The organism is Bacillus cereus group sp. BfR-BA-01408 (assembly GCF_022663305.1).
Classification (GTDB): Bacteria; Bacillota; Bacilli; order Bacillales; family Bacillaceae_G; genus Bacillus_A; species Bacillus_A pacificus.
The window spans coordinates 13352-36755 of record NZ_JAKUFF010000049.1 but is presented as its reverse complement, the minus strand read 5'-3'; the positions used below and the strand labels follow the sequence as shown (position 1 = coordinate 36755).

The following is a 23404-nucleotide window of genomic DNA, read 5'->3' as shown; positions in this document are numbered from 1 at the left end:
GTGTGTTGGTTCTGGATCTGGATCTGGTTTTGGATCTGGTTTTGGATCTGGTTTTGGATCTGGTTTTGGATCTGGTTTTGGATCTGGTTTTGGATCTGGTTTTGGATCTGGTTTTGGATCTGGTTTTGGATCTGGCTTTGGATCTGGCTTTGGATCCGGCTTTGGATCCGGCGTTGTGTCTGGTTTTATATCCGGTTTTGCATCTGATTTTATACCAGTCTCTAGCTTTTGCCCATCACCTTCTTGTACATTTGGTTGCTGTTTATTATCATTCGCCTTTCCCGGTTCCGCCACAGGTCCCCCCATATTAGATGGCAAATCTAACTTTTGTGGAGTTGGTGCATCCGATAATTTAATTTGTGGATCTTTCTTTTCCACCGATACTTCATCTGGTTTATATGTTACTGGCGTAATTGGTGATTTATTATTCCCAATTAAGTCTGCTAAATTAATAGTTGGTTTTTCGCCGGGTTTTTCATCTTTTTTTGCAGGATCAGCGACTAAATTTGGGAACATAGACTGTAAATCGCCCCCTGTAATACGATCATCTTTTTTCTCTTCTGTATTACTTGCTAGTTTTACTTGTTCTTTTCCTGCTGTCTTAAAGCCTTTGTCATACACAAGGTATCCTGATGTTCCTAGTAATGCTACCGACATTACTGATATAGCGACTTTTTTCCCTAAGTTATTATTGTTTTCCTCCATGTCCTTTTCCCCTTTTCCTATCTTTATTGAATCCAACCGTTTGTTTTCATTTCTGTTAGCTTTTCTTGCGCGGCTTTTACTTCAGATTCATTTTCATTTGCTTGCACTGTTTTTCTTAAGAAACGACTTGCTTCCTCGTATTTTTTCTGTTTAATTTTAAACATCCCGAATGCAAAATTCACATGCGGATTTTCATCGTTTTGTGCGTATGCTTCTGTGAAAAGCTTCTCTGCTTCATTCCCTTGTCCCACTTTATCGTATAAAATCCCTATATTTACAAGCGTATTTATGTCGCGTGTTCCACTGCTGACAACTCTATTGTAAGCTTCTAACGCTTGCTGATATGCAGCAGTACTCTTTGCGCCATCTCGCGTTTCATAAAATTGACCCGCTTCGTAATACACAATTCCAAGTTGATTTAACAACTCAATATTTTTCATATCTTTTTGAATCGCTACTTGTAAAATGTGAGATGCTTGTTGATAATTCATTTCTTTCTTCGCACTATCAATTAAATTTGTTTTATTCCAAAGCACATATAAATTTGAAAGTTCAATTGTATATATCGGATTCTTTGAATCTTGCATAATAGCTTCTTTAAAGAAAGATTCTGCTTTGTCTAACTGTACAGTTGCGGTTGATAGTTGACCTTTTAAATACGAAACAATTGCCTTATCCTCATTTGTTTTCGTACTCATTTTGACAATAACATCTTCTGCCTTTTCAAATTCCTTCATTTTCATATGACTTACAGCTAAATCTCGCATTGCATCTTTTTTGTATGGTTCAATTCCTTTTGCATTATTCGCTAGCGCTTGTTCAAAATTTTGCACTGCTTCTTGATATTTTCCAATGCGGAAATTTGCTGAGGCTAATAGATAAGCAGCTTCATTATTTTCTTTATCTATTTCTCTATCTTTTATTAGTTTTGTAATATAATCGATTGCAATTTTATTTTTTCCTTCAGCAACGTAAATCGTTGCTAATTGGAGATAAGCCTCATCCTTACCCTTCACAGCAATTGCCTGTCCAACAGCTTCTTCTGCTTTTGTATATTTTTTATCATCATAAGCTTGTCGTGCTTGTTCCATAAACTTTTGATATTTCGCGTTTGTTGTATAGAAATAAAATAACGTTGAACCACCTATTACAACAACTGCAGTTGAGCCAATAATCAAAATTCGCTTCTTATTCTTTTTCCACCATGTAGAAAAAGCCGATGGTTCACTTTGTTCATGCGCTATTGTAAGTGGTTGATTCGATGCTTTTGCATTTAAAATCTCATCATCTATATCATATTCCACTTGTTTTTTTGTTTGTTTTCGGCTTTGTAGAATGCTATTTGGCACTGTAATTGTAGCTGCTACTTCTTGCTGCGACTGTGTTCCTTGCTCTTCTTCTATCTCTTTAATAATGCTTTCAATTTCCTGTTTTAACGTCTGATCAATGTTTGGAAATTGTACGATTCGTGAATAGACGAAACAAGCAAACGCTGCATTGTTTTCTCGTTCCAATTCAGTAGCTAATTCCAAATAATGTTGTAGGACCATTTTATTATTTATTTCAGGCTCTTGACTCTCCATAGTTTGAATGATATATGCGAGTTCTTTTTGCAGAGCTGTTGATGGATTGAGTGAATTGAAAATTATTTTATATTCATATAATGCCGCTTGTTTAAATCCTCTCTCTTCTAATAATCTTGCAATTTCCAAACATTTTGATACAAAAAGAGAGTGTTCTTCTGCTGACTGCCTTTCCGCATCAATTTTTATTCTTTCCCTCGCGCTATTAAATACATCGTACCACTGTGCAAAGCTTGGGCATTCTGCGAAAGAATTACTACTCCATGCCTGCTTAAATAATTTTGCAATTTCCCCGTTCCATTGATTATGTAATACTTGCTGAAGTAACGTATATCTTTCACATTCTGTCTGCATTTCTTCCGTTTTAAAGTAACTTGCATCCGTCCATTTTTTATTTCGAACTTCTTCACTACACCAACTTAATATTTCTCCTATTAAAATAGCACCTGCAAATCGATCGGCTTCTTTTTGCCATACTCCACTTGTCAAATACTTTGGTGCGTAACCCGCTGAACCTGCTGGCAATAATGAAGGTCTTTTCGTTTTTGGGCCATACATTTGCTCAACATCAACAAGTTCGATATTGTGTTGGCCTTCAATTGCATTTTCACTTAAGAAAGGTACAAGTACGTTGCTAGACGATAAATCATTATGAGCAACTTCATTTTCTTCCATCATTTTAAGTGTTGTAAGAAATGCTTCTGCAATAAAGAAACATTGTTCTTTTGATAACATTCGTTGTTCTTGTAAAATATCAGCCCAAGTTGGACCTTCAATCCAAGGCATTACAATACTATTAGCAAGATCTTCTGATTTTTCGATAGCAGATGTATGTTCTTCTTTAGTAACGATATAGCGTGAACATACTTTCAGACCCACTAAGGAAGAAAGTGGCTTCAAAAATGCTAGTTGATGTTTTTCCTCACGATAGCGTTCCTTAAAAACTTTTAATGCAATTCGTTCTACACCATTTTCCTGTTGTAATTGATAAACGGTTCCTTGCCTTCCCTCTTGGCCATAGGGCATTTCAATACCAATTACAGCTGGGTGTTTCTCAAAACGATAAACATCTTTATTAAGACTAATTTTTTCTCCTACTTCTGGTCGGAATCCCATTTTATCCCCTTACTCTCGTATAACAATTTTTCAAAAAAAGACCAGGAACAATAGCTCCTGGTCTTTTGCAATTGTTCTATTCTTAGTATGCGTTATCTGTGTTACGGAATTTATCAGCGATACGTTTTAAATCTGTTGAAATACCTTCTAAAATTGGAATGTATTGTTGCATTGCTTGTTTAGATTGGATAAATTCTCCACGGAACTTCGCTTGTGTTGCCCCAGCCCATTGTCCTTCTAAACTATTAATATCGCCTTCAAGTCTATTAATTTGACTTTGTGCTTCTCCTGCTGCGTTTTTAAAGTTTCCTGCGATTCTTTCCAGTTCTTCTGGTGTGATTTTAATTTCTGCCATCTTAATAATTTCCCCTTTCAAATCATAAATGATACAACAATTAGATTATAAACTATATTCATACAATTTTTAAAGGGTTAAATTACAAAAATATTCTATTTTATAGTAATTTAACCCTATTTTAATATTATTTCACTTTTAATTCAGACCATTTCAAACTAATTTTATCTGTCATCGTACGAAGTAAATGTAACGGTGTATATGCACATTTTATTTTTATTGGCTTTCTACGTATGCAATATCCATCCCCACTTAATAATTCTTGATCCATTTCAGTATGTGGCAGTTTCATATTAAAGAAATACACATCGTTATTTTGTGTCGTTCCCAATAAATAACCAATACTTCTCTTTCTAATTTCCGCAAACCATTTTTCATGAGAATAGCTATTTAAACTAGACGTTGTAGCAGCTGTCATAAAGTGAATCCCTTTATTTTTACAATTTTGGACTATTAGTTCCATTTTATTTTTCGCCTCATAATCAGTAGATAATATAGTTAACATTTGATCGATATCATCAATCGCAATGATTATTCTCTTATATGGAATCTCCACTGTTGCGTTTGGATCTATAGAAGGCATTATTGGTTCTCTATTATTTATTAGCTCTAACAATTCATCTAACATTTCTTTTAATTGCATACCATCTGTAACTTTCTTCTTCACATGAGGTAAATCTCCAAGAGCTAATAAGCCTGTAGGTCTTTCACCAAGGTCTACTAAGTATAGCTCAACCTTTTCAGGAGAGTATTGGTATGTAGTAGTGAATAGAAGTGTTTGTAATAACGATGTTTTTCCACCTTCTATTCTTCCTCCAATAAATATATGACTCATTTCATCTAAAGAAAAACTTTGCAAACGAATATCCTCTGTTTCTATACCTGCTGAAATATGAGCCCTTTCTAATTTTTCAATCATATGTTCTACAAATATTTCTTTAGGTACCATTGGAATCTCTTTTGCTTTTTCACCGCTCCATTCTCTATTCATTTTTTGAATAATTGTTTTTAATTGTTGAGAGTACTCAATTTCACTTTCCCCAATAAACGGCAATGCTGCTTGGAATAATTCCGGCGGTTGCCCTTTCATTAATCCACGGCCAACAGGAACTTCAATTAATGGGAATTTAGGTCTGCCTACTAAGTTATGGTATTCTGTTCCATCTTGCAATTCAAATGTAAGTGCCATCGGTATATTATTACGAACACGATCGAACATATCAATTGTTTGATTCAGAGAGAAATAGAAATAAACTCCGTATGTACTTGATTCACGCAATAACAATTCTAACACTTCATTTTCTTTCTCGAATTCATTTTTGAATCTTATATAACCATCTACCATTACAACGATAGCAGGAATTTTCTTTTCTACCATTCGGTTATACATAGAGAATGACTTTGCACCGATATTAGAAAAACTCTCTTTTCTATGCGTGATTTCCTTCTTTAAAAATCCAAATAGACGTTTCATTTTCTCATTTTCGCCTTCTTGTATAATCCCGCCTATATGAGGTAAGTCTCTAAAATCTAAGAACATTCGACCAAAATCAATAACATAGAAATTCACTTCTTCTGGTGTGTGCGATACAGCTAAAGACATAATAATTGTTTGCAACATCGTCGTTTTCCCTGTACCTGGCATACCATAAATATTTAAATGTCCTTCTTGTAAATCTAACTTCAGCGGAAATTGCGCTTGATTTGCAACATCATCAATTAACCCTACTGTTACTTGTAAATATTCTTTCGGTTTATTCCACTCAGCAATTGTCCAATTTTCCATAGCATAAAATTCTTTTAACAATAATTTTTCCGGTAATGGATCCAGCCAAGGTCCTGGTAATGCTTTAATATTTTCTTTTTCTGATACGCTCTGTACATATTGAATAAAAGCTTGTAATTGCTTTGGACTATTTGTCATTGGTTTTGGACGCTTTTTCACTTTTATTCTTTCACCGGAAAGCTTCACTTCTGTAAAGTCAACAATATCAAGAAATTTCTCTTCATCTGGATTATAAGGTGCTCCACTCCATGCAGATTGGAATAATTCCAATACTTCATTGCTACCAACTTGAAGATATCCTCGCCCTGGTACATTGATTTTAGATGCATCTGGAATCTTTAACATTTCACGACTATCCGCATCATCTTGGACACGTAAACAAATTCGAAAACGTGAGTTACTCCAAATCTTGTCATTTACAACCCCTGAAGGTTTTTGAGTTGCTAATAATAAGTGAACTCCTAATGTCCTTCCTATTGCAGCGACACTAATTAGCTCGTCCATAAATTCTGGTTGTTCCTTTTTCATTTGAGCAAACTCATCAATAACAATAAATAAATGTGGTAAAGGTTCTTTTTCACGCCAGCTTGTTTCATAATATTCATCTAGATGCTGAACATTTCCAGCTTGAATGAATAATTTTTGTCTCCGTTCTAGTTCTGCCTTTAATGAAATTCTGGCACGCTCAATTAAGTTCGGGTCCTCTAAGTTCGTAATAGATGCAATAATATGCGGTAATCCCGCAAATGTGTTTGACATCCCACCACCTTTATAATCGATAAGCATAAATGCCATCTCGTGAGGGTGATAGGTTGCTGCTAACGCTGCTATTATAGACTGAATTACTTCACTTTTTCCTGATCCTGTTGTACCAGCCATTAGACCGTGTGGACCATGCCCTTTTTTCTCTATTTTATCGTGAATATTTAGAAAAACAGGTTTACTTCCTTCTCTTACACCAATTGGAACCGGTAATGAAGTCGGATATCGATTTTCTTTCCATCTCTCTAGCACTTGTAGCTCTTCCATATTTTTAGCTTGAAACAAGTCTAAAAATGTTAATACTTTCGGAATGTTGGCTGCTGTAGAACTTTTCATTCGAATTGGAGCAATGCTTCGCGCTCCTAGTTCACATCGCTCGAATGAAAGTCGATCTACTTTAAAACTAGCACGCGTTGTTCCACTATTTTCAGCTGAACTTGAAAACGTTTCTACTAACTCACCATTTTCTCCATTTAAGCTTATTACAAGATCACATTCCATCGGTAAGCGTTCCTTTTGTTCCGCAAAAATAAATGTAGAAGCTCCTACACTTTCACCTTCTCTAAGTAACATTGGAGTTAAAGGATCATCTTCTAAAAATTCTCTCGCTGATAAGAAAAATACATACATCGGAATTAAAGGAACTTTTGCATCTGCTTGCGCAGAAGAATTATAGATTCTACGCATATTAAGTGGGGTAAATAGTACTTCAGCTAGTTTCTGTGCATCTTGTTGATTTTCAGATAAAAAGCGCATACTTCTCTGTTCATCCCATACATGAGGAAGCCACCTCATCCAATCCCACTGCTTTTTCTCCTTCTCATGATAAAATGCTGCTATTTTCACTTCATTTGGTGCATGATGCGTCATAATTTGTGTCGTTACAATTCGAATAAAGTTTAGTCTATCTTCTTTATTTCCGACTACACCAATTACATCATTTTTTTTCAAAGAAATTGAAATATGTCCATTCGGTATCGTATTGAAATCTCTTTTCACATTTTGTGCTTCTGTAACTAATGGATTTTCTTCGTAACCTTTCTGTTCAGGCACCTTCAATTCTACAAGGAATGGTCTTTCTCCTGTACCAATACGAATATCTAAAAAGTCTGGACTTTCAGGTGTTCTCTCCCACAAATTACTTTCCCTGTTTTCAATTCTTTGTACACTTTTTAATGGGCTTGGATTTTGTGTAATTAAATATTTTGCTTGTTCAACCTTTAACGTATCTAATTCCACTCTATGCTTTTGAATTTGCTCTAAATATCTTGTTTGTAATTGTTCAACCATTTGACGATGTTCTTTCTTTTTACGGAAATGCCCCATCGTTGTAATTATATATGATCCCAACATCGGAATACTTGAAACCATCATTAATGGCATATAACTTGAATTCATCTTCATAAATTTCATCATTACAAAATATAATACCAATGTTAAAACTGTCATCATTGCAGGCAGTAACATTGTTTCAATTGAAAATTTCGGCTCCTCCGGTATATTCGGCGGATCATGAATAATAACATCCCCTGTTGGTATATCTACTTTCACACGCGGAGAGCGTTGAAAATACGGTGATTTTTGCACAAAACATTTCTCCTTCCCCATCCAAAAACTATTACTCAATGATTTTCCATACATAATCTTCTTCACTAGAAGACATATCTTGTTTAACAGGTTCATTATAAACTTCTTCTGCTGGCATCATTTCAAAAGAAGGGATAATTGCTCCTTTTTTATGTAGCATTACATATTGTCCATCCCACACATCATTATCGCGCAACGTTTCATCATTTCGAATAGAATGCCACTCTTCTTTATCTTTTGCCACTCTAATTTCATAGATCCCGCTCAATGCTTCATCTATTTTTTCATGATGTAAAATCGCTTCAATAATTTGTACCACTTTTACGTCATTTGGAATTGCAATATCAATTTCTTCATTTGACTGTTTTATGTATGTCACAATAATCTCTTCCACGTTAATTCACCTTTTTTCCATCGTGTTTATTACCAAGAAACATCTAAAAATGAAATATCATCGCTTGTCGGAGAGTTCTGTGCCCTCTCAATTTCTTTTAACACTTCCTCAAAGTTATACTGCTTAAGCGGCACAAGTCCGTCTGAGTGAATAACTATCCGATTCGCTTCTTGCCTAGATAATGCCTTTGAAAAAACCGCCAATTCCCCACCAATAATACCTCGCTGTGTAGACCATCTTTTCTCTATATTTCTCTTAAACTTCATTACATTCGAACAATTCTCCTTATCTTGAAACAATTGCACAAATGAATCGCCATGTGTAACTATCGTTATTTGTACTTTATCTTCATTTGGAATAAGTTCTATTTTCCCACCAATAAACATCGTTTCACTACCTTGTTTTCGCTTTTCCTCCAAAACATCGCGAAGTAACCACGGTGTTTGTTCTGGCAATCGAAATGCATTCACTTCCTCTGAAGCTTCTTCTATCCAATTATTTAACTGTTCATTTAATAATGTAGCAATATCCAGTTCACTTCCTTGACATGTATCAAACAAGTTTACTAACTTCATACCAAGAAATTCTGCAGCAATTTCACCATGAAAAGACAGCCCTACACCATCACATAACGCAAATATGAAACTAGTTCCATTATCTTGAAATGCTAGGAAGTCTTGTCCACCCTCATTTAAATCCTGCGTTTCCTTTGCTCTTACATAGCTATATCGATATGTAAAATGTTTCATTTTATTTTCTTGCAATACCGTTTCTTTCTTTTGCGAGAGGATATATTTCAACATACTCCCCCCTCCTATCGAACCGGCGTTGCGGCAGACATTTGAAATCCAAGTGATACTAAGTCCGCATTTGTCCCTGGAAACATCATCACAGCACCATCTGCAATATGAAACCCATGTTCCGTCATCATCTCACGATAGCTTTGAGGTATAGGCGATGAAAGTCTTTGCAACTTTGCACCATATTCATCTGTAATCTCTGTATTTGGCATAATGCCTTCCCACTTCTTTATATTAGTAATGTGTTCTTGCATGATTTCATCTGAAATAAAAATATTTTCAATTAGTACGTTTCCATCAGGTACAGACATATTCATAATTCTTCGCACAATTAATTCTGGATCTTCACCAGTAGAAGCACCATCTGTCATATGACAAACAACAGGAGCTGGCCCGTCTTGTAAATTTGGTAATTCCTTTTGCAATAACTTCTCTACTACAGAGAAAGCTTTTGCTGTATCAGTTAAACGATGCGTTTGTATTTTTTCTAGAGGGCGAAGTCTTGCTACCTCGTCTATTGTTTTCACCCCACCCAATAAATCAAAAACATGATCGCTATAGGCTAAAATAGATAACTTATATCTCGGGAGCAAGCGACTACCTTTTGTTGAACGAAATACCATTTGGCGAATTGCTAAAGAAAGAGCATCCGTTACAATATCAATTCTTCTTTTTTCTTCTCCGCCTGCATCCATCATTTGGTTCATTGATGCGCTTACATCAAGAAGATAAATTATATAAGCTGGTGTTTGTTGTGTTGCTTGAGTTTGATATAACATGTTTCATACCCTTCCATACATTATTATATGAACTTTTTTTATATTCATATTTCATTATAACTTATGAATTTTCTTTTTCTCAATTCATTATAAAATGTTCTTAATATAATTTACATATTTTCACACAAAAAATATTATTATTCTCTTCCACTTTTATTAAAATGCAAAGTACCCTTCTATACTATAGAAGGGTACTCATGTTATGGTATAAGACGCGTACAATCTCTTGGAAAAGCACTCGCTTCTCTCACATTCGATAATTCTAAAAATTTATATACAACTCTCTCTAATCCAATTCCAAAACCACCGTGCGGGGGACAACCGTATCGGAATGTATTTAAATAAGATTGAAATGTATCTGGATGTAATCCTTTTTCTTTAAAAGAAGCTAGTAACATTTCATAATTATGAATTCTCTGTGCCCCTGAAGTTATTTCTAATCCTTTATATAGTAAGTCAAACGAATCAGTAATAGTTGGATTCTCGTTATTCGGCATCGTATACATCGGTCTCGCTTCTTTCGGATAATGTGTAATGAAAACAAATTCACTCTTATATGTTTCCTTCACATATTTCCCTAGTAACTTCTCACCTTCTGTATCTAAATCCCCAATTGGCGATTCTTTCCGATACTTACTTTTCAAAATTTCTTGTGCTTGTAACAATGTAATTTTCGGTATTTCTGTAATAACAGGTACTTCTATTTGTAATAGTTGTAGTTCTTTCTCACAGTTTTTTGCTACTTGTTGAAACATATATCTTAAAACATCCGTTTCTAATTGCATCACTTCATGAAAATCATTTATAAAGCCAATCTCTACGTCTAACGATATATATTCATTTAAATGACGGGAAGAATTGTGATGTTCCGCTCTATATACAGGTGCAATTTCAAAAACACGTTCTAATCCTCCCGCTACCATCATTTGCTTATAAAACTGTGGTGATTGAGCTAAATACGCTTCTTTTTGGAAGTATGGCAGCTTAAAAACATTTGCTCCTCCTTCTGCCCCCTGCGAAACAATTTTTGGAGTAAATATACGTGTGAAATCGTTCTCTATAAGGAATTCACTAAAGCTCTGGACGAGCGTAGATTTCACTTTAAATATAGCCGCGGTTCGCTCATGTCTTAATGATAATACCCGTTCATTCAGTAGTTGATCTAAGCCGACTTGTAACTTCTTTTTATTTATTTCAAATGGAAGTGGTTCTGCGCCATTTAATATTTTCACTTCGTGAGCAAGCACTTCAATCCCTAATTCTGTTTTCGAAGTCTTTACTATTTGGCCTACGACTTGAACAACACTTTCCACATCTACTTTAAATCCAGCTAGCTTGTTTTCTAATACGCATTGCATAACCCCTGATCGATCCCTTATTAATAAAAAACTAACATTACCTAGATGACGAATCTTTTTTACCCATCCTTGAAGTAATACAACTTTTCCGCTTTGCTTTGTACATTCTTTTGTGAGTGAACGCTTCATTACATTTCCCTCCAGTAAATTTATATTTATTTACGTTATTGTTATCATCGTCATCATCCACGGTCACTCACCTCCTTTCAAAGAATACAAAAATCCGCCCCTATAAATAGGGACGGATTTTTCCGCGGTACCACCCAAATTGTCATAATGACCATCTTAGCCCTGATAACGGTAGGTACCGTTTGCTTTTACTAATTATCACGTTCAAAGCAACACTCACAGGTGTCTTTCCATCATGCGGTATCGCAATCTTCTCAGCAACCGATTGCTCTCTGTAGACCTTTGCATCATGTACTTTTCCTGATCATCACTTTTTATATTTACAGAGTATTCTATCTCTTTGTTTTATAAAACGCAAGTCTTTTTAAATATATTTTGATTTTTCAAATCCACTTTTGTACAATCTCCTCTAAAGCCATTCCACGTGAGCCTTTTAATAATACAACATCATTTTGCGTTATAATTTTTAATACTTCCTCTGCTATCTCGGCTTTATTATCAAATGATTGTACTTTTCCTGCATGATAGTTCTTTCTTGCTTCTTCCGCTACAATTTTGGCTAACTCTCCATACGTAAATACATATTGAATGCTCTCCTCATTTAACATTTTACCAATTTCTCTATGATATGTTTCACCTTTCTTCCCTAACTCCAACATATCTCCAATCACTATCATTTTTTTCTCATAGGCATTTAATTTCTGTAACGTTTCAATTGCAGCCTTCATGGAAGAGGGGCTGGCATTCCATGCATCGTTAATAATTGTAAAACCTGTTTTAGCGGTTAAAAACTGAAAGCGCATTTGTGTAATATTTATTTGCTGCAATGCTTCTTGTATTTTTTCTATAGGGACTTTGTAAAATTGCCCTACAGCAATTCCGACAATCGCATTTAAAATATTATGTTTTCCATGTAAGGGAACATCGTACTGTATTTTTGTATTATTTATTTTAAAATGAACACCATATTCATCTAATTGTACGTTCGTTGGAAACAAATCATTTGTATACTTTCCACCAAATGACTTACTTTCTATACCTAGCATATTAATATTTTGAGAAAGTAATGGCTCATCGCCATTATATAGGAACAGTCCATCGTCATTTAATCCGTCTATAATTTCAAATTTAGCCTTTGCAATCTCTTCTCTTGATCCAAGCGTCTCTAGATGTGACTGTCCAATCATTGTAATAATCGCTACATCTGGCTGTGCTATTCGTGATAAATTTCGAATTTGTCCTTTTTCACTCATTCCCATTTCAAGTATTAAAAACTCTGTATCTCGTTTCATCTCTAAAATTGTTAACGGCAAACCGATTTGACTATTAAAATTACCTTTTGTTTTATGCACTCGATAAGTTGAACTTAAAATACCTCCTATTATATCTTTTACCGTAGTCTTGCCATTACTACCTGTAATTCCTATTACTTTTACATTTAGCTCTCTTCGATAAAATTGTGCCAATTGTTGCAAAGCAAACAAAGTGTCATCTACAAATATAATTGGAATCCCTTTTGGCGGAGTACCGTAAGACTTTTTCCATAAGGAAGCGACAGCTCCATTATCCATTGCTTCTTTCACATACTCATGCCCATCTTTCACCCTAATGATTGGAACAAATAAATTTCCTTCTTTCATGTTTTTGGAATCTATGCAGACACCATGCATCTCGATAAGATGAAACGATTCTTGTAATCCTTCACCATTTACCATTTTTTCAATTTTTTTCAAATTCATTTGAATCAAAGTATCACCTTTTTCCATTTAATTACATATTTTCCGTTTTATTTACGCATATTAATAAAAATTTTATAGTGAGGTGTTAATATGAAAAAAGCGATTAGTTTCTTTCTTCTTTTGTTATGCCTAATTGTAGTGAATGAAACGTACGCATACTCACCAAAATCTTTACCTATCTCTCAAAACTCTGATCAATGGCAAGTGAATATTGCTGAACCGAAAAAAGTAAACAAAAAAAAGCTTCAAGCTAAAAAAGATGAATTCCAAACTTATCAATTTTCAGTAAAAAATGTTGGAAACAGTGAAGTATATAACGTACAAGTCGAAGTATTCCGCAACGAACCAAAAACAAAAACGAAATATGAACTCTTTTCTCTAAAGGAAAGTCGTTTAGCAAGTGGAAAAACTGGATTTGAACATGCTAATTTTCCAGTTGCTACAAAGGCGGATGAAGTTGATGTAATTATTACTTGGCAAGAACACCCTTTCCGCTCCATGAGAAATGGTCAAAAAGTAGAGTCTAGAAAATTTAAAGAGCATTTTGTTTTTAAAGACGAAAAAAACAAATGAAATGCGAATAAATTCACATTATCATTCGTATAGCTTACTTTACTAGTACCAGTTCTTAAGCAAATTAAAAAGTCGTGGCTTATACATGCCACGACTTTTTACATTAATTCGTACTAATTCCTCTCGCTGCCCAAATACGATCAATATCCGCAGCATGTTGTCCGCCATATAAAAGAGCATCCGCTTGTTTAATCGCTTTTGCTCCATCACTGAATTTAGAGTTTGGTGTTAACGACCAGTGCGATTGTAAAATAATTTTCGTTGCTACATCACGACCAAATGCTTGCGCCATCTCATATTGTCCTTGAGCCCAAATTTCTCCATCATCATGTACTTCATTCGTAATATCTTTCGGATACACTTTATTATTATCTAATCGGCGTAAGCACGTCGGATCTGAACTAGAATAAGCAGTCGCATCCCATTCTCCAACACATGCTTTTCCGTACCCTGTAGTTGATACTGCATCTTCATACGTAGCACCTAAGAAGTCTCCAAATCCTTCTCCCATCGCTCCGCCTTCTGCCGAACTACCAAAACCAGGAACTTGATTATCTTGAATTGAATGTCCATATTCATGTGCGATAATACCAGCATCTTCTGCGTCATCTACTCCGCCAGTACCAAAGGTTAAAGCTTTCGTTGTTGGGGAATAAAATGAATTATCAGCTGTCGTTCCATTCACATTCACTTTAATAGAGCGATTATTAATATTTTTAAAACCTAAACTTTGAATGTAACGTTGCAAAGTATCGATATGATAATACGACATGACATCTTCAAAGCTATCATTTGCGCGTGTATAGTTAAATTGTAAGTTTGTAGATTTCGTTTTTGCTTTTGAAGAAATGGTTACATACTCTCCAATTAAAAATCCTGTCCCATCTAAGCCTTTTAAAGTGACCGTTTTTAATTGATTCGTTAACGCTGGAGAATCCGCATCATTGTTATCCTTTAATCCTGCTAAACTCCCGCTTGATACGACAGGATTAGGTAAAAATACTTTTCCTGACCCTTCTGCTTTTCGGTTTATATCAACCTTTTTAATTAACTTTCCGTTTTCAGCATCAATAAATGTTTCCCATGCACCAAACGGGTTATTAGAATGGACTACAACTTTATATACTGGACGAGCAATTCCCTCTTCAACAATATATCCAAATTCCTTCTCTGTAGGAGCCCATAAGTTTTGTTCACTTACTTCTCCAACATACGCCATTGATTTTTGTATTGCATCTTTTTCACTAATTTTTGTCGTAGCTTCCTTCACACCTTTAACAGATTGATAATCAGAAACAGCAAGTACTCCTTTTCCCTCACCGTTAAGAGTAACTGTAATTTGTTTTGAAAATACAGGCGCACCATTCACAACTTGTTGGAACCTAACATATGAAGCTACTGACGTTTCTGTTGTAGAAATATATTGTAAGTCTGAAAGGTCTGCTTTTAATCCATACTGCGCAGCATTTTCTTTTAAATATTCAGTTGCTTTTTTCTGCGGCGAATAAGCTTCTAGCTTTACTTGCTGTTGTTTTTCCAATGCGGAAACTGTAGTAATCGTCCCCATTACTAACGGCACAGTCATTGCCATTGCCACCATTTTTTTATTAAACATAGAACCACTCCCCCTAATAAAGTAGCTCAACCTTATCCCATTACCACTAGGCAATCATTCCCCATAAAATGGGGGGAATAAAAATTGAATCTACGAGTAATTCTCTATGAACAATTCTATTACCTTTCCATTCAGGGGGCGTGAAATTTTCTCAATATTTATGTGTAAAGCGAAAACAATACTTTAGAAAGAAATTTTCTTGAGGTCCTATCGAATCGATTATGAAAAAATTAGCCGGATAAATATCTATCATACAAAAAAGGAAGTTGGAATGATTCCAACTTCCTTTTCTTTACTTAGTCGCGCTTAATTTAATACGAACTTTCGTCTCACCTAAAGATAGTTCATCATCTTCATTCGTTAAGTGACCAAATGTAAATTGTTTAACGAGTAAGTTTTCTTCCAACAACTCTTTATGATTCGTTAACGTTTGCTGTAGTTCTTCCTCTGTATCAAGAATTACATCTACTCGTAAATTAACAGGTAAATTCAACTGCTTACGATATTCTTGAACGGCGCGAATGAATTCACGTGCTACCCCTTCTTGTAGCAATTCTTCCGTTACATTCGTATCTAACATTACTGTATATTGTCCGTTAGTTGTATTAGAGAATCCAGGTTTCGCAACTTTCTCTACTACTACATCTTCAGTCGTTACAACTATTTCTTCTCCTGATGCACCTTCGTAAACCGCTCTTTCTGTAGAAACAAAGTTTTGTACCTCGTCTTGTGGTAATTGTTTTAGCCAACCATTTACTGCATTCACATTTTTACCGAACTTCGGCCCAGCCGTTTTAAAGTTCAACTTTAATTGATAAGACGTGTATTTCGTTTCATCGAGTTCAACATGGAACGCTTTTACATTTAACTCATCCATGACGATATCACGATAAAATTCCCAATCCATATCATTTTCATTATGCTCAAGTAATACAAGTTCCGCTAACGGCTGTTTTACTTTTAAAGAATGTTGATTACGGTTACTTCTTCCAAGTTCAACAACTTGTAAAACTGCATCCATCTCCGCTTCTAATTTCGGTTGAAGTAGTGATTCATTTATAATTGGATAATCCTCTAAATGAACGCTACTTCCAGTTAAATTTAAATGAATATCTTCAGCGACAAACGGTGTAAATGGTGCAATTAATTTACTAATTGTCACAAGTACTTCATGAAGTGTCTCATACGCAGCTGCTTTTTCAGCATTCATACCAGACTCCCAGAAACGATTACGCGATCGCCTTACGTACCAATTACTTACTTCATCTACAAGCGTCGCGATTTCACGAGCTGCATTCGTAAATTGATAATCATCAAGTGCAGTTCTCACTTTTTTCGTTGTACTATGCAATCTTGATAATACCCATTCATCCAATTTCGTTCGCTTTACGTCATATGTTTCATCTGGATTATACTCATCTAAATTTGCATATAAAACGTAGAAGCTATACACATTGACTAATGTATCTACAAACTTAGATTTCGCTTCCAATACTGTTCTTTCAGAAAAACGCTTCGCATTCCACGGAGCACTGTCAACGAGAAGTGCCCATCTTAAAGCATCTGCACCAAACTGATTTACTAAATCAACTGGATCTAGTGCATTCCCTTTACTTTTAGACATTTTCTGTCCTTCTTCATCTAATACATGCCCTAGTGATAACACTCGTTTATAAGGCACTTTTCCTGTATATAGTGCCGATACTGCTAATAAACTATAAAACCAGCCGCGTGTTTGATCAATGCCTTCTGCAATTACATCTGCTGGAAACTGATCTTCAAATAACTCTTTATTTTCAAACGGATAATGATATTGCGCAAATGGCATCGAACCACTATCAAACCAAACATCAATTACTTCTGGTGTACGATTCATCGCACCTCCGCATTTTTCGCAGCTAACTTGCACTTCATCTACATACGGCTTATGCAATTCTAAATCTTCAGGTGTTTCTTTCGTACTATGCTTTCTTAAATCAGCAATGCTTTTCGGTGCGAATTGATGATCGCAACTTTCACATTCCCATACGTTTAATGGTGTTCCCCAATATCTATTTCGGCTAATATTCCAGTCCACCATATTTTCTAAAAACTTACCAAAGCGTCCATGTTTCATATGGTCTGGATACCAAGTAACAGTATCGTTATTTTGTAAAAATGTATCCTTAATTGCAGTTGTTCGGATTAACCAACTCTCTCCTGCATAATAAAGAAGTGGTGAATCACAGCGCCAGCAATGCGGGTAGCTATGTTCATACTTTTCTTTATGGTATAGTAAGCCTTCCTTCGCTAAATAACGAACGATATCTACGTCACTATCTTTAACAAATTTACCTTTCAAAAATGGTACTGCCTCTGTATACTCACCTTTCTCATCTACAACATGCAAGAATGACAATCCTTCACTTTGAACGACTCTATAATCGTCTTCCCCGTATGCCGGTGCGATATGAACGAGTCCTGTACCACTATCTGCCGTGACAAAATCGGCTGCGATAACGTGGTAACCATTTGTAACTTCCTTCATTGGAAACGGTGCTGTGTAAGAAGTATTTACTAATTCTTCTCCTTTATGAACAGATAATACTTCATAGTCTTCTTTTAATACATCTTGTACACGTTCTTTCGCAACAATGTATACATACCCTTCTTGTTTCGCTTTCACGTATTCCATATTTGGATGTACAGCGAGTGCAACATTGGCTGGAAGTGTCCAAGGTGTTGTCGTCCAACCTAGGAAATATTCATTTTCACTATCTTTCACTTTAAATTTAACTGTTGCACTTAAATCTTTTACTGTTTTATACCCTTGGGCAACCTCATGTGAACTTAGTGAAGTTTGACAGCTTGGGCAATATGGTGAAACTCTATGCCCTTTATACAATAATCCTTTTTCATGAATCGTCCCTAAAATATGCCATACACTTTCGATATATGGATTCTCTAACGTAACGTATGGATCATCCATATCTACCCAGTAACCGATGCTTTCAGTGAATTCACGCCACTGCTTCTCATATGTGAATACACTCTCTTTACACTTTTTAATAAATGGTTCAATTCCATACTCTTCGATTTCATGTTTACCAGAAATACCAAGTTGTTTCTCAACACCTAATTCTACAGGTAAGCCGTGTGTATCCCATCCCGCTTTTCTTAACACTTTATAACCAGCCATCGTTTTATATCTTGCTACTACATCTTTAATTGTTCGTCCAAGCGCATGACCTACATGCGGTAATCCATTCGCCGTTGGTGGTCCTTCATAAAAAACAAACGATTGTGCGCCTTCTCGATTCTGAATTGATTGCTCGAAAATACTTTGCTCGTTCCACTGCTTACGAATACGTGTTTCTCTCCCTACAGCTGACTCTTTTACATCTACTTTCTTCATCTACAATCACTCCTTTTTATGTTTTAAAGCACACAAAAAACCCGTCCCTATGAAGTAGGGACGGGTTTAACCGCGTTACCACCCTAATTCTATTAGCTCTTCGCTAATAGCACTTAGCAACGTACTATCATACGTGTTCTTTGTAACGGTAGACATCCGTCCGGGCTTACTTACTTTCAGCCTCGGCTCCTCGGAGATGATTTTCAAATAACGTCTGCACACCGGCTTTCAGCAACATACCGGCTCTCTGTGGAACAGTACACTATTTTACTCTTTCTCGTCTTCAGATTTGTATACTTTGTTAAAAGTTATTTTATGCCATCAGGCGATGAATTGTCAACTAATTCAAAATATATTTTATCCCGCTTTAATGGGTAGTAAGACCCCCACTGATTAAAGTTTCACTTTATTTATATCCTTTTTCGTTCTTCTTATACAATTACTTTTCCAATTCTCGCAATACTGCTAAATTTTCATCATCCTCGATAAGTTCAGCGAAAAATCCTGACTCATCCTCACGAAGTACAATTTCAAGCTCTTCCTTCGCCTCTTCATTCCTGTTTAACTGCGCTAAATAACAAGCACGATCATATCTTGCTAACAAATCACTCGCATCCATTGTTAATACTTCATTTGTTATTTTTTCTGCCTTTATCGTTTGGCCGGCACCATGATAAGAAGATGCTAAAGAAAGAAGAATTGCTGTTTCATTCGGATGATGTATAGAAGCATTTTGTAATACGTGAATTGCCTCTTCAAACCGTTCTTGACTTTGATATATTTCTCCTAAAGCAAGAAACGCTCTACTTACAAACGGTGTTTGCTCCGTTAATTGTAAAGTAATCTTTTCTGCTTTTCTTTCTTCTCCCATTTTAAAGAATACTTGTGCTTGTAAAAGAAGCGTATCATAATCATCTGGTAACTCTCGAACCATTTGCTTCGTTAATTCTGCAGCATCCCGTAACCTATCTTCTTCCTCACACTCTATGAAAAGATTTACAAGTTGCTTGGCTACATCGTAATCCCATTTACTTTCTAATGATGTTTGCAACACATCTATCGCCTCTTTATACATCACCACATTCTCGTAAAATAGTGCAAATCGCTGCGCTGCCATACTATTTTTTTGATTTAACTTTAATGAGATTTCATATAAATCAATGATTGTAGTAATAATCGAAATTTCTTTCGCACGGTTTTTCATGCGATAAAAAGCTCTTGTAATTATGGATTTCTTCGGCTGTTCATTTTGTTGACGTTCAATCCATCTTTCTGTAACCGCAGATGCAGCATACATAAACGCCATACTTCTGTCTGCCTTTTTCACTTTTAATATATGAAGAAAATCTCGTATGTTAGACCATTTCTTATGTTGTTCTATCGCTTTTACATATACATCAAATATACGTTCATTATTTACATCTTTTTGTATCACTTTCATCGCAATTTCAATTGCCTTTGCATTTCTATTTTTCACTAATACTTTTGCATAATGATATAAAACTTCTGTATGCTCGCCATCTAATCGTAGTGCCTCTTCAATCTGTACTTGTTCTTTATCTATTTCATTCATTGCTCCATACACATATGCAATCGCATCTAATCGCCATATTTCAGGTACTTCGTCCGCTAATTGTTCTAGTTCAGCCAGCAATTCTTCCTGAAGATTCATTTCTACTGAAAGCTGTGCCAAATATTCCATATTAATATGCAACGGCTCTTCTTTCATCGCCTGAACCATATGACTTTGTTCTTTAGAACGATTTTCTTCTTTTTCATATATTTCCGCAAGCTGTAAATGTACACCAATGAAATTCCCATCAAGCTCTAAACATCTTTCATACGCTTGTTTTGCTTCCGTTAATTGTCCTAATGCCATAAGTGTTTCACCAATTCGGTAATACGGTAATGCCGTTTCTTTTTGTTCTATCGCCTTATTATATCTTTTCATCGCCTGACCGTACTGTCCAATCGACTCATATAAAATACCTGTATAACAGCCATATTCACTTACGTCATTTCTTTCTTTTTGTAACGTTCTTAAGAATGCTATTCCTCGTTGTACAAATACCGTTCCTTTCATTCGATTCACATATTCATCTAACGCACTTGCTACATTATATTCGCTCTGCTTTATACCACTCTCTAACTTAGACAATGCTACTTTAAATCCTTCTTCACTTCCACCAAGTTCAACCTCAGCATCCCATAAAACCATTCCAGCGTTCATAAGGAAATCTTGGCTCTTTTCAATTTGTTTTTCGATACTGAGAATATATTCTTTTGCTTCCTTATATTGTTCTCTTGCCATATAAACTTGCGTAAGTCCGAAGTGAGAATATACATCATCATGATTTTCTTCTAAAGCACGAGTATACGATGTTTCCGCTTCTTCCAGACTATCCTTTTGAAAATGGTAGTCACCGAGTTTTACGTATAGAGATGCCTTATCATCACAATTCTCAATACCTTTTAATAAAACTTCTTTCGTACTTTCTTCATCCTTCAAATCAGATTCGTATATTTCTGCAAGTTTCGTATAAATGTATGGTGCATTACTATCCAAATGAATTGCTATTTTAAGCCCTTTTATCGCTAAATATAATTTCCCTAAATGATGCGCACATCTCGCTCGCTCATACCATACATGTGCTTCATTTTTATATTCTTTTAACAAATCATTAAAGATTTCATACGCTTCTTCATATCTTTCTAAATCTATTAATATTAACCCGTGATTCGTTAAAGTAAATCGTTCAGGGCTACGTTCCAAGGCGACTTGAGAAAACTGCAACGCCTTTTCAGATTGATCGATATACATATATGATAAAGCGAGAAAACTCCAAGCAATCGGCTGATCCGCGTCTAATTGTAACGAGGAACGAAAACTTGAAATCGCTTCTAAATAACTTTCCTGCTCAAAAGCATACCTTCCGTTTATGAAATGATATAAGGCACGATTATTTTTCTTCTCAACACTCGCAAGCATGTGTCCAGCTTTTTCTAACTCTTCAAGGCGAATAAAGCACTGTGCACCATGTAATTTAACAAAATCTGAGTTAGGAAATTTCTCCATTAACTTTTCTATACAATATAAAATAAATTCTTTATCTACTTCAACATCTAAATGCTTAACCGTATATAACCACGTATTCGGATTATCACTCGTCCCTTTTAAAAACTGTACTAAGTCATGAATCCCCTCTTTATCTTGTTCATCCAAATGATCTGTTAAAGAAAAAATAGATTTAAAATAATGATGTTCTTCTTCATTTAAAAATGATAGTAGTTCCTTTTTTTCTTTCGGAACAAACGTAATCGCTAAGCAGCCTGTATAACGATATTTTTCTTGCAACTTACTATATTCCACAATAACTGGTTCGATAAAATTCGGATCTTGAACATAAAAAGCTTGTAACATATCATCGTATCCAGCTAGCACTTGCACATGTGACGCATGCTCAATATCTATACTTAATAAAACGGGAATCCCCTGATCTAACAGTCTCTTATAATTTTCTACATTCCCTTTAAAATAACGATATTCATAACCTAATTCTTCTAAATAAGAAACAGTATCTGAAAACTTCGATCCCGTCATATCAAAAATAAACTCTGCTATCTCATCTTGTGTACGTTTGTCTCCCCATAACTGTAACATCATTTCTAAACTTGTCGGTACACAATAATTATCCTTTTGTACAATTGGAACGATTGGTAAGTGAACCTTTTTGCCATCTGGATTTTTTTCTAAATTATGATATAAAGACTCTTTTAAACTTTTTTCTTCTTTTAATAACTGTTGTAAATCTACAATTTTATTCATTTTGTAAAGCGCTTCTGCACGTAAATGTACAAAGTAAGTTTTATACGCATGATAAGGAAGCTGCTTATTTATGTTATCAATTACCACTAACATTTCTTCATACTTCCCTAAATCTAATAAATATTTCACCTTTTCAAAATGAAAATATGGTACTTGCGGGAACTTTACAATCGCATCATCAATTAGCTGTAATGCACGTTTTTGTTCTCCCTTATTCGCATATAACTGTGATAATAAATAGGTAGATAACTCTTCACAATCTTTATGCTGCATACCAGCTATAAATTGTTCTTCTGCTTTCTCCCATTCACCTGTATGCATATACACGTAGCCCCATTTATCAAATACTGCACGTGCACTGTACTCCTCTGCCTTTTGCATATAAAAAAGAGCTTCTTCATTTCGTTTCATTTCCAACAAACATCGTACTAATGTAAAATATGTTTTCGCTAAAAGATCAACGTCTATCTCTTCTTTATTTACCTCTTCTAATGAGTCTTTTAACAACTGTTCTACTTCAAGTATTTTCCGCTCATCAATTAACTCATCACAATATAAAGAGAGCGTTCTCATATTTGGGAATTTTTTATAGGCATAGCGAATGAGGAATGAACTGTATTGGTGCATAAGCCCTTCATCAGTAAGACGTATTAATATATCAAACTCCTTATGTGAAGGAATATTAGCAAGCCACTTTTTCACATAAGATAAAGTATTCGTTTCTTTTATATATGAAATTTCATTATTTATTCCCTGTAATCCATCTATAAATCTCTTGTCTTTCAAACAAGCATCTAACTGCTCAAAATCTAGCATGTATTCACCTCAAATTTATATTTAAACTGCTACTTGCTTAGATTTTACACATCATATTGTAGGTATTCAACTAAAATCTCCTATAAT

12 protein-coding genes, 1 pseudogene and 2 other annotated features are annotated in these 23404 nt (G+C 35.2%); of the genes and pseudogenes, 1 reads left to right on the top strand and 12 read right to left on the bottom strand.

Annotation, left to right across the window (positions count from 1 at the left end; translation table 11 throughout):
- The 9 genes and pseudogenes from MR083_RS18445 to MR083_RS18405 form a co-directional block, all read right to left on the bottom strand.
- Positions 1–705: pseudogene (locus MR083_RS18445) on the bottom strand (hypothetical protein); the annotation flags it as partial.
- A 23-nt stretch (positions 706–728) separates the two neighbouring features.
- Complete coding sequence (locus MR083_RS18440) at positions 729–3404, bottom strand: tetratricopeptide repeat protein (RefSeq protein ID WP_242269690.1); 2676 nt, start codon at positions 3402–3404, stop codon at positions 729–731.
- Between the two features lie 82 nt (positions 3405–3486).
- Entirely contained in the window at positions 3487–3759 is a 273-nt protein-coding gene (locus tag MR083_RS18435; protein ID WP_000807831.1) for a WXG100 family type VII secretion target, read from the bottom strand.
- 127 nt (positions 3760–3886) lie between these two features.
- A complete protein-coding gene (gene essC / locus MR083_RS18430; RefSeq protein ID WP_242269689.1) occupies positions 3887–7894 on the bottom strand; it encodes a type VII secretion protein EssC in 4008 nt (1335 codons plus the stop codon).
- A gap of 31 nt (positions 7895–7925) precedes the next feature.
- The gene (locus MR083_RS18425; RefSeq protein WP_000391141.1) at positions 7926–8288 is read right to left on the bottom strand and encodes an EsaB/YukD family protein; all 363 of its coding nucleotides are present in this window, start codon (positions 8286–8288) and stop codon (positions 7926–7928) included.
- 29 nt (positions 8289–8317) lie between these two features.
- On the bottom strand, positions 8318–9091 hold the full coding sequence (locus MR083_RS18420; protein ID WP_242269688.1) for a PP2C family serine/threonine-protein phosphatase: 774 nt from the start codon (positions 9089–9091) through the stop codon (positions 8318–8320).
- An 11-nt stretch (positions 9092–9102) separates the two neighbouring features.
- Positions 9103–9867, bottom strand: a complete 765-nt coding sequence (locus MR083_RS18415) for a vWA domain-containing protein (RefSeq protein WP_000966842.1) — start codon at positions 9865–9867, stop codon at positions 9103–9105.
- Between the two features lie 200 nt (positions 9868–10067).
- Positions 10068–11354, bottom strand: a complete 1287-nt coding sequence (aspS, locus tag MR083_RS18410) for an aspartate--tRNA(Asn) ligase (RefSeq protein WP_242269687.1) — start codon at positions 11352–11354, stop codon at positions 10068–10070.
- Between the two features lie 105 nt (positions 11355–11459).
- Positions 11460–11671 (bottom strand) — a binding site (T-box leader).
- 66 nt (positions 11672–11737) lie between these two features.
- Positions 11738–13120, bottom strand: a complete 1383-nt coding sequence (locus tag MR083_RS18405; RefSeq protein ID WP_242269686.1) for a UDP-N-acetylmuramoyl-tripeptide--D-alanyl-D-alanine ligase — start codon at positions 13118–13120, stop codon at positions 11738–11740.
- A 63-nt stretch (positions 13121–13183) separates the two neighbouring features.
- Between MR083_RS18405 and MR083_RS18400 the strand changes: the two genes are divergently transcribed.
- Entirely contained in the window at positions 13184–13666 is a 483-nt protein-coding gene (locus tag MR083_RS18400) for a hypothetical protein (RefSeq protein WP_098229136.1), read from the top strand.
- A gap of 103 nt (positions 13667–13769) precedes the next feature.
- Here the strand turns inward: MR083_RS18400 and MR083_RS18395 are convergent, their stop codons facing one another.
- The 3 genes from MR083_RS18395 to MR083_RS18385 form a co-directional block, all read right to left on the bottom strand.
- The gene (locus MR083_RS18395; protein ID WP_000482290.1) at positions 13770–15281 is read right to left on the bottom strand and encodes a M36 family metallopeptidase; all 1512 of its coding nucleotides are present in this window, start codon (positions 15279–15281) and stop codon (positions 13770–13772) included.
- 292 nt (positions 15282–15573) lie between these two features.
- Entirely contained in the window at positions 15574–18675 is a 3102-nt protein-coding gene (ileS, locus tag MR083_RS18390) for an isoleucine--tRNA ligase (RefSeq protein WP_242269685.1), read from the bottom strand.
- A 53-nt stretch (positions 18676–18728) separates the two neighbouring features.
- Positions 18729–18968, bottom strand: a binding site (T-box leader).
- 146 nt (positions 18969–19114) lie between these two features.
- Positions 19115–23317, bottom strand: a complete 4203-nt coding sequence (locus tag MR083_RS18385; RefSeq protein ID WP_242269684.1) for a bacteriocin-processing peptidase family protein — start codon at positions 23315–23317, stop codon at positions 19115–19117.
- Between the last annotated feature and the right edge of the window lie 87 nt (positions 23318–23404).